Origin of the sequence: Burkholderia sp. HAN2018 (assembly GCF_024704855.1) — a bacterium.
GTDB classification, from domain to species: Bacteria; Pseudomonadota; Gammaproteobacteria; order Burkholderiales; family Burkholderiaceae; genus Burkholderia; species Burkholderia cepacia.
Window position 1 is genome coordinate 1 of record NZ_QOBB01000192.1, and the last position, 13900, is coordinate 13900.

16 protein-coding genes and 2 pseudogenes are annotated in these 13900 nt (G+C 66.6%); 4 read left to right on the forward strand and 14 right to left on the reverse strand.

The window, feature by feature from the left end:
* The 4 genes from DPV74_RS31835 to DPV74_RS31850 form a co-directional block, all read right to left on the reverse strand.
* Positions 1-331: aminotransferase class III-fold pyridoxal phosphate-dependent enzyme (locus DPV74_RS31835; protein ID WP_119338628.1), on the reverse strand; the 331-nt coding region annotated here is incomplete at its 3' end.
* A gap of 37 nt (positions 332-368) precedes the next feature.
* Complete coding sequence (locus DPV74_RS31840) at positions 369-1706, reverse strand: glutamine synthetase family protein (RefSeq protein WP_027788944.1); 1338 nt, start codon at positions 1704-1706, stop codon at positions 369-371.
* 29 nt (positions 1707-1735) lie between these two features.
* Positions 1736-2524 carry a gamma-glutamyl-gamma-aminobutyrate hydrolase family protein gene (locus DPV74_RS31845; RefSeq protein ID WP_119338629.1) on the reverse strand — a complete coding sequence of 263 codons (789 nt, stop codon included), beginning with the start codon at positions 2522-2524 and terminating at the stop codon, positions 1736-1738.
* Between the two features lie 283 nt (positions 2525-2807).
* Positions 2808-3032 (reverse strand): hypothetical protein, encoded by a 225-nt coding sequence (locus DPV74_RS31850; RefSeq protein WP_072437498.1) that lies wholly within the window; start codon positions 3030-3032, stop codon positions 2808-2810.
* A 413-nt stretch (positions 3033-3445) separates the two neighbouring features.
* On the opposite strand from DPV74_RS31850, the gene DPV74_RS31855 reads away from it, so the two are divergent.
* A complete protein-coding gene (locus DPV74_RS31855; RefSeq protein WP_042976781.1) occupies positions 3446-3997 on the forward strand; it encodes a cupin domain-containing protein in 552 nt (183 codons plus the stop codon).
* A gap of 97 nt (positions 3998-4094) precedes the next feature.
* Positions 4095-5585, forward strand: a complete 1491-nt coding sequence (locus DPV74_RS31860) for an aldehyde dehydrogenase (protein ID WP_060350020.1) — start codon at positions 4095-4097, stop codon at positions 5583-5585.
* Positions 5586-5647: 62 nt separating this feature from the next.
* Here DPV74_RS31860 and DPV74_RS31865 read toward each other — a convergent pair whose 3' ends face one another.
* Positions 5648-5848, reverse strand: coding sequence for a heavy-metal-associated domain-containing protein (locus DPV74_RS31865; protein ID WP_021162112.1), 201 nt, complete (start codon positions 5846-5848; stop codon positions 5648-5650).
* Between the two features lie 363 nt (positions 5849-6211).
* On the opposite strand from DPV74_RS31865, the gene DPV74_RS31870 reads away from it, so the two are divergent.
* Positions 6212-6544 carry a cupredoxin domain-containing protein gene (locus DPV74_RS31870; protein WP_027788948.1) on the forward strand — a complete coding sequence of 111 codons (333 nt, stop codon included), beginning with the start codon at positions 6212-6214 and terminating at the stop codon, positions 6542-6544.
* A gap of 12 nt (positions 6545-6556) precedes the next feature.
* Positions 6557-7393 (forward strand): FTR1 family protein, encoded by an 837-nt coding sequence (locus tag DPV74_RS31875; RefSeq protein WP_119338631.1) that lies wholly within the window; start codon positions 6557-6559, stop codon positions 7391-7393.
* 109 nt (positions 7394-7502) lie between these two features.
* Here the strand turns inward: DPV74_RS31875 and DPV74_RS31880 are convergent, their stop codons facing one another.
* From DPV74_RS31880 to DPV74_RS31920, 9 genes and pseudogenes are all read right to left on the reverse strand, one after another.
* Positions 7503-7721 (reverse strand): hypothetical protein, encoded by a 219-nt coding sequence (locus tag DPV74_RS31880; RefSeq protein ID WP_021162109.1) that lies wholly within the window; start codon positions 7719-7721, stop codon positions 7503-7505.
* Entirely contained in the window at positions 7721-8176 is a 456-nt protein-coding gene (locus DPV74_RS31885) for a hypothetical protein (protein WP_059695250.1), read from the reverse strand. Before DPV74_RS31885 ends, DPV74_RS31880 begins: the two co-directional genes overlap by 1 nt.
* A gap of 82 nt (positions 8177-8258) precedes the next feature.
* A complete protein-coding gene (locus DPV74_RS31890) occupies positions 8259-8579 on the reverse strand; it encodes a DNA-binding transcriptional regulator (RefSeq protein WP_027788951.1) in 321 nt (106 codons plus the stop codon).
* A pseudogene (locus tag DPV74_RS31895) lies at positions 8575-8778 on the reverse strand (type II toxin-antitoxin system RelE/ParE family toxin); the annotation flags it as partial. The pseudogene DPV74_RS31895 and the gene DPV74_RS31890, both read right to left, overlap by 5 nt.
* Before the next feature lie 144 nt (positions 8779-8922).
* A complete protein-coding gene (gene glmS / locus DPV74_RS31900; protein ID WP_027788952.1) occupies positions 8923-10740 on the reverse strand; it encodes a glutamine--fructose-6-phosphate transaminase (isomerizing) in 1818 nt (605 codons plus the stop codon).
* Positions 10741-10795: 55 nt separating this feature from the next.
* A complete protein-coding gene (gene glmU / locus DPV74_RS31905) occupies positions 10796-12157 on the reverse strand; it encodes a bifunctional UDP-N-acetylglucosamine diphosphorylase/glucosamine-1-phosphate N-acetyltransferase GlmU (RefSeq protein WP_027788953.1) in 1362 nt (453 codons plus the stop codon).
* Positions 12158-12292: 135 nt separating this feature from the next.
* Complete coding sequence (ttcA, locus tag DPV74_RS31910) at positions 12293-13288, reverse strand: tRNA 2-thiocytidine(32) synthetase TtcA (RefSeq protein ID WP_059695257.1); 996 nt, start codon at positions 13286-13288, stop codon at positions 12293-12295.
* A complete protein-coding gene (locus DPV74_RS31915) occupies positions 13285-13689 on the reverse strand; it encodes a dihydroneopterin aldolase (RefSeq protein ID WP_119338632.1) in 405 nt (134 codons plus the stop codon). Before DPV74_RS31915 ends, ttcA begins: the two co-directional genes overlap by 4 nt.
* Positions 13690-13767: 78 nt before the next feature.
* Positions 13768-13900: pseudogene (locus tag DPV74_RS31920) on the reverse strand (short-chain dehydrogenase); the annotation flags it as partial.

The window sequence follows — 13900 nt, forward strand, 5'->3', positions numbered from 1 at the left end:
TCTTGAAGAAGGTGTTGTAGAACGGCAGTTCCTGGATCTGGCGATACGCGGCGTCGGCGAGTTCCTTGCGGCCGTAGCCGACGTTCACGCACCAGAGGCCGGCCATCCCGTCGATGACCTTGTTGCCGTCCGAGTCCCACAGGTAGACGCCGTCGGCCTTCACGATCACGCGGCTGCCCGCGCGGTTCAGCGCGCCCATGTCCGAGAACGGGTGGATGTGGTGCGCGGCGTCGAGTGCGCGGTATTCGGCGGTCGAGCGCGCCTGCGTCGCGCGCGGTGCGGCGGCCGGCGCGGCGGGCTGGATCCAGGCAGATTCGTTGCGGTACGTCATGTTTCCTCCGTGTTTCCGTATTCGGTTGTGTGCACGCTCAGACGTGCAGCAGCAGATGGCGGCGTTCCCACGAGCTGATCACGCGGAAGAACGCTTCGTATTCGGTTTCCTTCAGCGCGAAATACGCCTTCAGGAACTTGTGGCCGAGGATCTCGCCGAGCGGCTCGCACGCGGCCATCAGCGTCAGCCCTTCCTCGAGGTTGCGCGGCAGCTGGTACGGCAGGTCGTAGCCGTCGCTGACGAGCGGCTCGGTCGGTTCCAGGCGCTGCGTCATGCCGAGGTAGCCGGCCGCGAGCGTCGCGGCGAGCGCGAGGTACGGGTTGCAGTCGACGCCCGGAATCCGGTTCTCGATGCGGCGCGCCGACGGGCCCGAGTGCGGGATGCGGAAGCCGACCGTGCGGTTGTCGTAGCCCCACTGCACGTTGATCGGCGCGGCCATGAAGCGCGACAGGCGGCGGTACGAGTTGATGTACGGCGCGAAGATCGGCATCAGTGCGGGCGTGTATTTCTGCAGCCCCGCGAGGTAGTTGTAGAACATCGACGTCGCGCCGCCGGTTTCGGGCGACGTGAACAGGTTCTGGCCCGTTTCCTCGTCGACGATGCTCTGGTGCACGTGCATCGCCGAACCCGGTTCGTCTTCCATCGGCTTGGCCATGAAGGTCGCGTACATGTTGTGACGCAGCGCGGCCTCGCGCACCGTGCGCTTGAACAGGAACACCTGGTCGGCCAGCGACAGCGCGTCGCCGTGCATGAAGTTGATCTCCATCTGCGCGGCGCCGACTTCGTGGATCAGCGTGTCGATGTCGAGGTTCTGCGATTCGCAGTACTCGTAGATGTCCTCGAACAGCGGGTCGAACTCGTTGACGGCCTCGATCGAATACGACTGCCGGCCCGTTTCCGGGCGGCCCGTGCGGCCGACCGGCGGACGCAGCGGCAGGTCGGGGTCCTTGTTCATGTCGACCAGGTAGAACTCGAGCTCGGGCGCGACGACGGGCTTCCAGCCCTTCGCCTTGTACAGGTCGAGCACGCGGCGCAGCACGTAGCGCGGCGAGATCTCGACCGGCGAGCCGTCGAAGTGCACGCAGTCGTGGATCACCTGCGCGGTCGGGTCGACGGCCCACGGGATCAGGCGGATCGTCGACGTGTCGGGCACGCACACCATGTCGGGGTCGGTCACGCCGGTCAGCGAACCGTCTTCCGGATATTCGCCGGTGACGGTCTGCACCATCACGGCTTGCGGCAGGCGCATCGATTCGCCGGACGTGAACTTGTTGCGGGGCGTGATCTTGCCGCGCGCGATGCCGGCCATGTCGGGAATGATCGCTTCGATCTCGGTGATCCGGTACTGCTTCAGGAAATCTTCGATGTCTTGCATGTCTGTTCTCGTTGGTTGGGTCGGCGCGCTCAGGCGAGCGCGGCGGCGGCCGTGGCGCGCGTGCGGGCGGCACGGCGCGCGCGGCAGGCATCGCCGAAGGCGCGGAAGATCGCGCTCGACAGCGGGTCCTGCGCATGCCGCCATTCCGGGTGCCACTGCACGGCGAGGGCGAAAGCCGGTGCGTCGACGACGCTTACGGCTTCGATCAGGCCGTCCGGCGCGACGGCTTCGACGGCGAGGCCGGAGCCGAGCTGCGCGATGCCCTGCTTGTGCAGCGAGTTCACGCGCACTTCGTCGCGGCCGCCGGCGAGCGCGTGCAGCTTGCCGCCGGGCGTCAGTCGCACGACGTGCGCGGGGCCGTATTGCGTGTCCATCGGCGCGTCGTCGTCCTCGCGGTGATCGGCGAAGCCCGGCACTTCATGCACGCGCTGGTGCAGCGTGCCGCCGCAGACGACGTTCAGCTCCTGGAAGCCGCGGCAGACTGCGAGCACCGGCACGCCCGCGGCGATCGCCGCGCGCAGCAGCGGCAGCGTCGTCGCATCGCGGGCCGGGTCGTGCTTCGTGCCGGGTGCGCTCGGTTCGCCGCCGTACAGGTGCGGCTCGACGTTCGAGTAGCTGCCGGTGAACAGCAGGCCGTCGACCGCGTCGAGGATGTCGTCGGTCGACTGGCGCTCGCCGAGCGCGGGCAGCACCATCGCGAACGCTTGCGCGCCGTCGACGATCGCGGCGACGTATTTGTCGCCGACCGTATGCGACGCGTGTGCGCCGATCTGCGTGTGGTCGGCGGTGATGCCGACGAGTGGTTTCCTTCTTTCCATGACGTCAATCAGTTATCCGGAGGGTTGTCGCGTATGTCTTGCCGGATGTGGCGAAACGCCGGCGTGCAACAGCCCCGCAGCCTGGCGCAAAGCGCAAGGCCGCTGGTGAATGGGCGCAACGGGATGGCGTGGCGATCCGCGCTGCGCGCGACGATCAGGCCGTCGTTCGTTTCATTGCGATACGCGACGCGGCAACGAATGCGCGAACGCGTTCCGTCACCGCATGGACCATGCGGTTGGCGAATCAGCAAACGAAACGAACGACGTAAAGAAAGGAGAGGCGCTACGGCAGCAGCGACGCCACTTCGTCGGTATCGACGGCGACGAATGCGCGTGCGGAAACGGCGTTGTGGCGCCGAACGGAACGACGGGAAAGGATGGTGTAGATCGACAGATGCTGCAGGCGAGGACTATGCCAGCCGCAACTGCCATCGGAAGGGGATGCCGCGCTGCGCGAACTTCGCGCCACGCTTCGATCCCACCTCACCAGAGGGCCACGGACTCTCACGATTACACTCGACTGGGTTGTTGAAAGTATTGAACACCCGACCGTTTCGACGCACTGGGCGTTTAAAATAATCAAGGCGCCGGTTACGCGTCATTTACATCGAAGGGCATCAATTTTTGCGTTGCAATAACGCTTTTTGCTGCCGATGAACGCTTGATGACGCGAACCTGAGAGCCAGCATATACGAGCCAAAAACGGCGTCAAATGTTTTTTAACGGTGTTGCATCAGGGCTTTCCCGAGCAGTGCAAACAAAAGATTCGCAAACGGAATAATCGACGGGGTGTTCATTATTTCGAACGCCTTTCAGGGTTTTCCCCGCTGATGTGCGGCATAAAGTGATTAGAATATTCAACGGCTGTCCACTGCGTCGTTTCACTTTGTCATCGCACCTATCGTGTCCGAAACCGAATCGATGTCCACCGAAGTCGCCGAGCGCCTGCGTTTCGTGCGCAACAAGCATGGCCTGTCGCAGCGCGAACTCGCGAAGCGGGCCGGCGTGACCAACGGCACGATCTCGCTGATCGAACAGGGCCGCGTGAGCCCGTCGGTCGGCTCGCTGAAGAAGCTGCTGGAATGTATCCCGATGAGTCTCGCGGAGTTCTTCACGTTCGAGCTCGTCGAATCGCGTTCGGTCGTGTCGCGTCGCGACGAGATGCCGAACCTCGGCAACGACACGCTCGCGTTTCATCTGGTCGGCGCGAGCGTGAAGGACCGCAACATGTGCATCCTGCGCGAGATCTACCAGCCGCACGCCGATACGGGGCCCGAGATGCTCGTGCACGCGGGGCACGAGGGCGGCGTGGTCGTGTCGGGCCGGCTCGAGCTGACCGTCGACGGCGCGACGTGGCTGCTCGACCCCGGAGACGGCTATTACTTCGAAAGCCGTTTGCCGCACCGTTTTCGCAATCCCAGCGCGGACCTGATCTGCGAGGTCGTCTCGGCCAATTCGCCGGCGACCTTCTGACCTCCCGACCGCGCATCACCGCATTCGCTGCCGGCCGGCTGCGCGTCACGCGCAGCGGCGCGTCGCATCGCGAATGCCAAAAAACTGAGGCATCCTGATGAACAAGTTGACTTTGGCTGACTGGCAGGACAAGGCGGCGTCGCTCGAGATCGAAGGGCGCGCATTCATCGACGGCGCGTCGCGCGACGCGCACGGCGGCAAGACGTTCGACTGCGTGAGCCCGATCGACGGCCGCGTGCTCGCGAAGGTCGCCGATTGCGGCGAAGCCGACGTGAACGCGGCCGTCGCGGCGGCGCGTCGCGCGTTCGACGCGGGCGTGTGGGCCGGGCTGAACCCGCGTGCGCGCAAGGCCGTGCTGCTGCGCTGGGCTGCGCTGATGCGCGAGCACCTCGACGAGCTGTCGCTGCTCGAAACGCTCGACGCGGGCAAGCCGATCGGCGACACGACGACGGTCGACGTGCCGGGCGCCGCGTATTGCGTCGAATGGTTCGCGGAAGCGATCGACAAGGTGGGCGGCGAGGTCGCGCCGGCGGATCATCATCTCGTCGGTCTCGTCACGCGCGAGCCGGTCGGCGTGGTGGCCGCCGTCGTGCCGTGGAACTTCCCGATCCTGATGGCCGCATGGAAATTCGGCCCCGCGCTCGCGGCCGGCAACAGCGTCGTGCTGAAGCCGTCGGAGAAATCGCCGCTGACCGCGATCCGCGTCGCACAGCTCGCGTACGAAGCCGGCATTCCGGCGGGCGTGTTCAACGTCGTACCGGGGGCCGGCGAGCCCGGCAAGCTGCTCGCGCTGCATCGCGACGTCGACTGCATCGCATTCACCGGCTCGACGGCAGTGGGCAAGCTGATCATGCAGTACGCCGCGCAGTCGAACCTGAAGCGCGCGTGGCTCGAGCTCGGCGGCAAGTCGCCGAACATCGTGCTGCCCGATTGTCCCGATCTCGACCGCGCGGCGCAGGCGGCCGCCGGCGCGATCTTCTACAACATGGGCGAGATGTGCACGGCCGGCTCGCGGCTGCTCGTGCATCGCGACATCAAGGATGTGTTCATCGAGAAGCTCGTCGCGGCCGCGCGTGCGTACGTGCCCGGCAATCCGCTCGATCCGTCGGTGTCGATGGGCGCGATCGTCGACGGCATCCAGCTCGAGCGTGTGCTCGGCTATATCGAGGCCGGGCGCAGCGAGGGCCGGCTCGTCACCGGCGGTGCGCGCGTGAAGGCGGAAACGGGCGGCTTCTACGTGGAGCCGACGGTGTTCGAGGTGAAGCCGGATGCGAGGATCGCACGCGAGGAGATCTTCGGGCCCGTGCTGTCGGTGATCGTGTTCGACGACGTCGACGAGGCCGTGCGGATCGCGAACGATACCGAGTACGGGCTGGCCGCGGCCGTGTGGACGTCGAACCTGACGACCGCGCACGACGTGTCGCGCCGGCTGCGCGCGGGCACCGTCTGGGTGAACTGCTACGACGAGGGCGGCGACATGAACTTCCCGTTCGGCGGCTACAAGCAGTCGGGCAACGGCCGCGACAAGTCGCTGCACGCGCTCGAGAAGTACACCGAACTGAAGTCGACGCTGATCCGGCTGCGCTGATGCACTGCGGGGCGCGGGCGCAGCGCCGTACGGCGTGTGCCCGCGCTCGCGTTGTGCGTAAGTTATGCGGTGCGCAGCGCGGGGTGGAAGCCGGCGGCTTCGATGATCGACTGCACGCGCTCGGCGCCTTGCGCCGACTCGACCTTGACGATCTTCGCCGCGACGTCGATGTCGAGCTTCGCGGCGGGATCGGCGGCCGTCACCGCGCGCGTGATTGCATTGGCGCAGCCGCCGCAGGTCATGTCCTGGACTTCGAATTCCATCGTGTTCTCCTGAGTTGACGATTGACAAGCATCGACAGCATGAAGCTTGCCACGGTGGGAAGGTCAAGCGTACGCGTGTCGACGAAGATCCGTGTCGCGGCTCCAGTGTGACGACGGTAGTGCGGCGACAGCGTGTTGTAAAGGTGATGTCTGATGAATAGCGGACGGGCCTTTGACGTCATTCGGCACTTGCCCCGATTGACGGCGAAGCGTTCCGGGCGAAGCGGGGCGGATGCCTTGCCGGGCAAGGCGTGGCGGCGCTCCATGGAGCACGATCACCATGTCGCCAGTAAGGGTACGCGAGTTGGAAATGCGAATCGATCTTAGTATCAGCTCCCTTCGATATTTCAATTCGTTACCCCCATGAACCGTTTTGCTTTCGGCTTTTCGCTGGCGCTGCTGGGCGCATCGGCAACGTCCGCATTCGCGGCCGACGATGTCGTCAACCTGACCCTGAAGGATCACAAGTTTTCGCCGGACGGCGTGACGATCCCGGCCGGCAAGAAGGTGAAGTTCGTCGTGAAGAATCTCGACGCGACGCCCGCCGAATTCGAGAGCGATGATTTCAAGGCGGAGAAGGTCGTGCCTGCCGGCAAGTCGGTGGAGATCCTGGTCGGGCCGCTGAAGGCCGGGACCTACGAGTTCCACGACGAGTATCACGAAGCGCAGTCGAAGACGCAGCTGACCGTCAAGTAAGCGGATACGGACATGCTGTCGACTGCCCTGATCGTCTTTCGTGAAGTGCTCGAGGCCGCGCTGGTGGTGTCGATCGTGATGGCCGCGACGAAAGGCGTGCCGCGGCGCGGCTGGTGGGTCGGCGGCGGGCTGGCGGGCGGCGTGATCGGCGCCGGCCTGATCGCGGCGTTCGCCGACGTGATCTCGCAATGGGCGTCCGGCATGGGTCAGGAGGTCTTCAACGCGGGCGTGATGTTCGTCGCGACGCTGATGCTCGCATGGCACAGCATCTGGATGAGCCGGCACGGTCGCGAGATGGCGATGCAGATGACCGCGGTCGGGCGTGCCGTCGCGGCCGGCAGCAAGCCGCTGACGGGGCTCGCGATCGTGGTCGGCGTCGCGGTGCTGCGCGAAGGCTCCGAGGCCGTGCTGTTCCTGTACGGCATCGCGGCGGGCGATCCGGGACAGACACCGCAGATGATCGTCGGCGGGCTGCTCGGCGTGCTCGGCGGCGCCGGGCTCGGCTACGGGATGTATGCGGGCCTGCTGCAGATTCCGCTGAAGCGCCTGTTTTCCGTCACCAACTGGCTGATCGTGCTGCTCGCGGCGGGGATGGCCAGCCAGTGCGTCGGCTTCCTGCTCGCGGCAGGCCTCGTGCCGTCGTGGGGCGATGCGGTCTGGGATACGTCGTGGCTGCTCAAGGAATCGAGCATCGTCGGCAAGGCGCTGCATACGCTGATCGGCTATACCGCGCGCCCGGCGGGCATCCAGATCGTCGCGTATCTCGCGACGCTGGCCGCGATTGTCGGGCTGGCACGGTTCGTCGGCCGGCCGCAGGCGGCGGTGCGGCCGCCACGGGCCACAGCTTGAGTTGTCCTGGTTCGAATGACAAAGGGGCGTCGATGACGCCCCTTTTTTCATTGCCGGCTCGCGGCCGACTCGTGTCCGGCGTCGATCACGGCGCGCAGGTTGCGCACGCTCAGCGGTGGCTGTCGATCCAGGCGCGGGCCCATTCGAGCCCCGCTTCGCGCGCGTCGTCCTCGGTGTCGAACACGCCGAGCACGCCGGACGCCTCCACCAGCTTGTTGTTCTGCGTGATCGTGCCGCTCGCCGCGAAGCGCTCGGGCTGCAGGATCTCGTCCTGCTGCAGGATCGCGTGGCCCCAGATCTGGTAGCCGTGGTAGGTTTGCGCTTCCATTATCGAGTCACCTCCGCGGAGCGGTTGTGCGTGCCGACGCGCAGCACGTTGCCGTCCGGTGTGTATTGCCGCGGGATGTCGGAGTAATTCAGTGCGTGCTGCGCATCGGGCGCAGCCGGCTGCATGACCGTCAGGCGTCCCGGTGCGGGCTGCGCGACGGGGCGCGGAGCAGCCGGCGTCTCGGCCGCGGTGGCGGGCGGACGATGCGAGCCGGCTTTCACCGCCTGCGCGACACGGCGTTTGTGCGGTTTCACCGCGGCTTTCGGCGTGGCATTCGCGTGCTTCTCCACGCTCTTGCCGGCGCGAGCATCGGCGCCGGTGTGCGCGGCCGGCGTGCGGGCGGCCGGCTGCCGCGCCTCGGGCGGGTTCCAGACTTCGACGTAGTGCTCGGCGGCCCAGCCCGTCGACGCGAACGTCAGCGCCAGCAATCCGCATCCAAAGAGTCTTACTACCATTGTGTCTCCGTCATATTCGTTGCGGGGCGCGTCGCGGTATCCGGTGCGGGGGCGGCCGTGCAGGGGGATTCGGGGGGCCGGTTCAGGAGAACACCTCGAGCCCGTGTTTCTCGACGATCTGGAGCATCCGTGCGGCGATGCCGCTCGGCCGCTTGTCGCCCTGTTCCCATTGGCGGATCGTCGACGTCGTCGTGTTCAGGTAGAGCGCGAACACGCTCTGGCTGACATTGACGGATTTGCGGATGCGGGCGATGGCTTCCGGATCGAACCGCGGGGCGGCTTCGATGCAGAGATCGTCGTATTCGCGCATCGTCTTCTTGTCGATCAACGCGGCACGATAGAGGCCCGACGCGGCGCTGTGGGTCGCCTCCGTTGCGTCGCTCTTGAATCGACTCCTGGCCATTGCAAATCTCCACCCGCTCTTTCAGTGTGACCAGCGTCGCGATATCGGCGCCGGCGCGGCGCCCGACATTCGCGGCGAGCTTTCTGAAGGCACGCCGTTCGCGTTCGTCGATGTCGTCCCGGTCGGGCTTGGCGAACAGGAATACGAAAACCCGCACCTGCCCGACCTTGCTCGGCACGATCCCGCGCTGCCGATTACCGGCATGTCGGGCCGATCAGGTCAGCACAGGATTATATGCCACTACGTGGTACATATTTCGACCTGGCCGAATGGCCTGTTTCGTGCCGAGACGGGGCGATACGGGGTCGGGACGGCTTCGCGGGGCCGTCCCGGTCGTCCCGCCTTACTCCACCGTCACCGATTTTGCGAGGTTCCGCGGCTTGTCGACGTCGGTGCCGCGCGCGCACGCGGTGTGATACGCGAGCAGTTGCAGCGGCACGACGTGCAGGATCGGCGACAGTTGCCCGTAATGCTCCGGCATCCGGATCACGTGCAGGCCGTCGTCGTTGACGATCTGCGTGTCGGCATCGGCGAACACGTACAGCTCGCCGCCGCGCGCACGCACTTCCTGCATGTTCGACTTCAGCTTCTCGAGCAGCGTGTCGTTCGGCGCGACCGTGACGACCGGCATCGCTTCCGTGACGAGCGCGAGCGGCCCGTGCTTCAGTTCGCCGGCCGGATAGGCCTCGGCGTGGATGTACGAGATTTCCTTCAGCTTCAGCGCGCCTTCGAGCGCGATCGGGTAGTGCAGCCCGCGGCCGAGGAACAGCGCGTTTTCCTTGCGCGCGAATTCCTCCGACCACGCGATGATCTGCGGCTCCAGTGCGAGCACGCTGTTCAGCGCGGCCGGCAGGTGGCGCAACTGCTTCAGGAACCCGGCTTCCTGCGCGGCATCGACGTGCCCGCGCAGCTTGCCGAGCGTCGCGGCCAGCACGAACAGCGCGACGAGCTGCGTCGTGAACGCCTTCGTCGACGCAACGCCGATCTCGGTGCCCGCGTGCGTCAGGAACTGCATTTCGGTGAGGCGCACCATCGCGCTCGTCGCGACGTTGCACACGGCGAGCGTGTGCGTGTGGCCGAGCGACTGCGCGTGCTTGAGCGCCGCGAGCGTGTCGGCGGTCTCGCCCGACTGCGAGATCACCAGCACGAGCTGGCGCGGGTTCGGCACCGATTCGCGGTAGCGGTATTCGCTCGCGATCTCGACCTGGGTCGGGATCTTCGCGATCGATTCGAGCCAGTATTTGGCGGTGAGGCCCGAGTAGTAGCTCGTGCCGCATGCGAGGATCAGCAGGCTGTCGATCTCCGCGAACGCGGCGGGCGCGGCGTCGCCGAACAGCGTCGCGTCGAAGGCTTCCGTCTGCGGCACGGTATCGCTGATCGCGCGCGGCTGCTCGAAGATTTCCTTCTGCATGAAGTGGCGGTACGGGCCAAGCTCGACCGCGCCGCCGTATGCGCTGACCACGCGGATCTCGCGCTGCGCGAGCGCGCCGTCCCGGTCGACGATCTTCACGCCGTCGAGCGACAGCTCGCACACGTCGCCTTCCTCGAGGAACGTGAAGCGGTCGGTGCTGCCCGCGAGCGCGAGCGCGTCGGACGCGAGGAAGTTCTCGCCGTCGCCGTGGCCGACCACGAGCGGCGAGCCCTGGCGCGCGCCGACGACGGTGTGCGGCTGGTCCTTGTGGATCACGGCGATCGCATACGCGCCGTGCAGCTGCTGCACGGCTTCGCGCACCGCGTCGAACAGGTTGCCGCGATACAGGCTGTGCACGAGGTGGGCGATCACTTCGGTGTCGGTTTGCGACACGAATTCGTAGCCCTTCGCGCGCAGCGCTTCGCGCAGCGGCTCGAAGTTCTCGATGATGCCGTTGTGGACGAGCGCGAGCGCGTTCGACGAGAAGATCGGGTGCGCGTTGTGCGTGACGGGCGCGCCGTGCGTGGCCCAGCGCGTGTGCGCGACGCCCGTCGTGCCTTCGAGATGCGATTCGCGCACCTGCGCGTCGAGATCGGCGACGCGTTCGACGCTGCGCGCGCGCTTCGGCGCGCCCGGCTCGAGCACGGCGACGCCGCACGAGTCGTAGCCACGGTATTCGAGGCGCCGCAAACCTTCGATCAGCACCGGAACGATATTACGTTGCGCAACTGCGCCGACAATGCCGCACATGAATGAGTCAGTCCTGTAAGTCGACGCGGGCGCCGTCGGGGCGCCCGCAAAAGGTTCAGCTTTTCTTCTTGACCGGGCGGACGTAGCCGCTCTTCGCAGTCTGGGTCTTCTCGTTCAACGCGAGCAGGCCTTCGGCCACGTCCTTCCAGATCGTCGTGCCGGCGGCGATCGTCACGCCGCGGCCGACGCGCACGGGCGCGACCAGCTGCGTGTCGGAGCCGACGAACACGTCGTCCTCGATCACGGTGCGGAACTTGTTCGCGCCGTCGTAGTTGCAGGTGATCGTGCCCGCGCCGATGTTCACGCGCGCGCCGATGTCGGCGTCGCCGATGTACGTGAGGTGGTTCGCCTTCGAGCCGTGGCCGATCACCGCGTTCTTCACCTCGACGAAGTTGCCGACGTGCGCTTCGTCCGCGAGCTGCGCGCCGGGGCGCAGCCGTGCGTACGGGCCGATCACGGTGTGCGCGCCGAGCTCGGCGCCGTCGATGTGCGTGAACGCGTCGATGCGCGTGCCCGCGCCGACCGACGCGTTGCGGATCACGCAGTTCGCGCCGATCGTCACGTTGTCCGCGAGCGTCACGTTGCCCTCGAACACGCAGTTCACGTCGATCGACACGTCGCGGCCGCAGCGCAGCGTGCCGCGCACGTCGACGCGGGCCGGATCGGCGAGCGTGACGCCGTCGACGAGCAGCGTTTCCGCGATATTGCGCTGATGAATGCGTTCGAGCTCGGCAAGCTGCGCCTTGCTGTTCACGCCGAGCGTTTCCCATTCCTCGTCGGGCTGCGCGGTGACGACCTCGAAACCGGCCTCGATCGCGAGTTCGACGACGTCGGTCAGGTAGTACTCGCCCTGCGCGTTCTCGTTCTTCAGCGCGCCGAGCCACATCGACAGCTGGGCCGTGGGCGTGACGATGATGCCCGTGTTGATCTCGGCGATCTTCAGCTGGTCGGGCGACGCGTCCTTCTGCTCGACGATGCGTGTGACGAAGCCGGCCGCGTCGCGCACGATGCGGCCGTAGCCGGTCGGATCGTCGAGCGTGACGGTCAGAATCCCGTAGCGGCCTTCGCGCGCGGCATCGACGAGGCGCTGCAGCGTCGACGCGCGCGTGAGCGGCACGTCGCCGTACAGCACGAGCGTCGGTTGCGCAGGATCGAGGAGCGGCAGCGCCTGACGCACCGCATGGCCGGTGCCGAGCTGCTCTGCCTGCACCGCAAACTGGACGTCGGGCGCGGCGACGGCGGCCTGGACCTGCTCGGCACCGTGACCGACGACGACGACGAGCCGGGACGGCTGCAGCGTGCGCGCGGTGTCGATGACGTGGGAGAGGAGCGGCCTGCCGGCCAGGGGGTGAAGCACTTTCGGCAGCGCGGAACGCATGCGCTTGCCGGTGCCTGCCGCCAAAATCACGATATTCATGGCGCCAGCTTGTCAGAGGAGTTCGAAGCCGACCATTTTAGCATGCAGCCCCTGCCGTTCCGGGCCTGTCGCGGCGGGGCGACGGCGCCGGAAAAGGGCCGCGCGGCCCCGTTCCGGCGGGTGTTCGGGCCCTGCTTACAGGTCGTCGAACTGGACGATCGAGATTGGCCGGGCGCCACCCGGCGCCGCCGCGTCGTCGCCCGATGCACACGGTTCCTCGTCGAACGCGATGTCGCCTTGCGGATCGGCCTCGCCGGTCGCGCGCAGCGACTGGAACGGGTACAGCGTCGTGTCCATCAGGTGCGACGGCACGACCTTCGCGAGCGCGTTGAACATGTTGTCGACGCGGCCCGGGAAGCGCTTGTCCCATTCGCGGATCAGCGCCTTCATTTCCGCGCGCTTCAGGTTCGGCTGGCTGCCGCACAGGTTGCACGGGATGATCGGGAATTCGCGCAGTTCCGCGTATTTCTCGAGATCGGTTTCCTTCACGTACGCGAGCGGGCGGATCACGATGTTCTTGCCGTCGTCCGACTGCAGCTTCGGCGGCATCCCCTTCAGCTTGCCGCCGTAGAACATGTTGAGCAGCAGCGTCTGCACGATGTCGTCGCGGTGATGGCCGAGCGCGATCTTGGTCGCGCCGAGCTCGCCGGCCACGCGGTACAGGATCCCGCGGCGCAGCCGCGAGCACAGTGAGCAGGTCGTCTTGCCTTCGGGCACGAGCCGCTTGACGATGCTGTAGGTGTCCTGGTTCTCGATGTGGAACGGCACGCCGACCTGCTTCAGGTACTCGGGCAGCACGTGCTCGGGGAAGCCCGGCTGCTTCTGGTCGAGGTTCACCGCGACGATGTCGAAATCGATCGGCGCGCGCTCGCGCAGGCGCAGCAGCACGTCGAGCATCGCGTAGCTATCCTTGCCGCCCGACAGGCACACCATCACCTTGTCGCCTTGCTCGATCATGTTGAAGTCGCCGATCGCCTGGCCGACCTGGCGCACGATCCGCTTGAACAGCTTGTTGTTCTCGTACGCTTCCTTCTGCTCGCGGCGCGTCAGCGCCTGGCGGCCGGCCGGGGCGGCGGCTGCGTCGTGGGTGGCGGCATCGGCCGCCGCGTCATTCATGTGGGGGGCGTTCATGCGCGCTCCTCGTCCTTGATGCGAAAGACTTCGACGCCGACGGCGTCGCAGTCCGGATAAGCGTCCGGTTTCTCGGTACAGACGCATACCGCGCGCACGGCGTCGTGCGCCAGCAGGTGCGCGGCGATCGCGTCGCACAGCGTTTCCTGCAGGTGGATGTGGCCGCGCGCCACGCATTGCGCGACGCTCTGCTTCATCAGGTCGTAGTCGACGACTTCATGCAGCCGGTCGTCCACGGGAGTGGACATCGCGAGCGGCACGAACAGGTCGACGTTGATGACGACGCGCTGCTCGCCGCGCTTCTCGTGTTCGAAGGCACCGATGTTGATGTGCACTTCGTAGTCGCGCAGGTAGAGCCTGCGGCAGTCCGCGAGGCGGGGGTGCAGGAGAGCGGAAAACATGGTCGTCCCAGTCAAATTGGCGTGCGCACACGCAAAGCGGCGCGGGCGGCGGCAGTCAGGCCGCGCGATCCGCGCAGTTCATTCATTCGGGCCGGCGGCCGGCGGCACGAGGTGCTCGCCGCCGTCGACGGTCAGCGTCGCGCCCGTGACGCCGGGCGCGCTCGCGAGATAGCAGGCGGCCGCGGCGATGTCGTCCGCGTGCGCCGCGTGG

Coding starts and splice junctions, on each gene's coding strand:
- DPV74_RS31840 (WP_027788944.1), bottom strand. CDS start 1,706: ATGCAAGACATCGAAGATTTCCTGAAGCAGTACCGGATCACCGAGATC.
- DPV74_RS31845 (WP_119338629.1), bottom strand. CDS start 2,524: ATGGAAAGAAGGAAACCACTCGTCGGCATCACCGCCGACCACACGCAG.
- DPV74_RS31855 (WP_042976781.1), top strand. CDS start 3,446: ATGTCCACCGAAGTCGCCGAGCGCCTGCGTTTCGTGCGCAACAAGCAT.
- DPV74_RS31860 (WP_060350020.1), top strand. CDS start 4,095: ATGAACAAGTTGACTTTGGCTGACTGGCAGGACAAGGCGGCGTCGCTC.
- DPV74_RS31865 (WP_021162112.1), bottom strand. CDS start 5,848: ATGGAATTCGAAGTCCAGGACATGACCTGCGGCGGCTGCGCCAATGCA.
- DPV74_RS31870 (WP_027788948.1), top strand. CDS start 6,212: ATGAACCGTTTTGCTTTCGGCTTTTCGCTGGCGCTGCTGGGCGCATCG.
- DPV74_RS31875 (WP_119338631.1), top strand. CDS start 6,557: ATGCTGTCGACTGCCCTGATCGTCTTTCGTGAAGTGCTCGAGGCCGCG.
- DPV74_RS31880 (WP_021162109.1), bottom strand. CDS start 7,721: ATGGAAGCGCAAACCTACCACGGCTACCAGATCTGGGGCCACGCGATC.
- DPV74_RS31885 (WP_059695250.1), bottom strand. CDS start 8,176: ATGGTAGTAAGACTCTTTGGATGCGGATTGCTGGCGCTGACGTTCGCG.
- DPV74_RS31890 (WP_027788951.1), bottom strand. CDS start 8,579: ATGGCCAGGAGTCGATTCAAGAGCGACGCAACGGAGGCGACCCACAGC.
- glmS (WP_027788952.1), bottom strand. CDS start 10,740: ATGTGCGGCATTGTCGGCGCAGTTGCGCAACGTAATATCGTTCCGGTG.
- glmU (WP_027788953.1), bottom strand. CDS start 12,157: ATGAATATCGTGATTTTGGCGGCAGGCACCGGCAAGCGCATGCGTTCC.
- ttcA (WP_059695257.1), bottom strand. CDS start 13,288: ATGAACGCCCCCCACATGAATGACGCGGCGGCCGATGCCGCCACCCAC.
- DPV74_RS31915 (WP_119338632.1), bottom strand. CDS start 13,689: ATGTTTTCCGCTCTCCTGCACCCCCGCCTCGCGGACTGCCGCAGGCTC.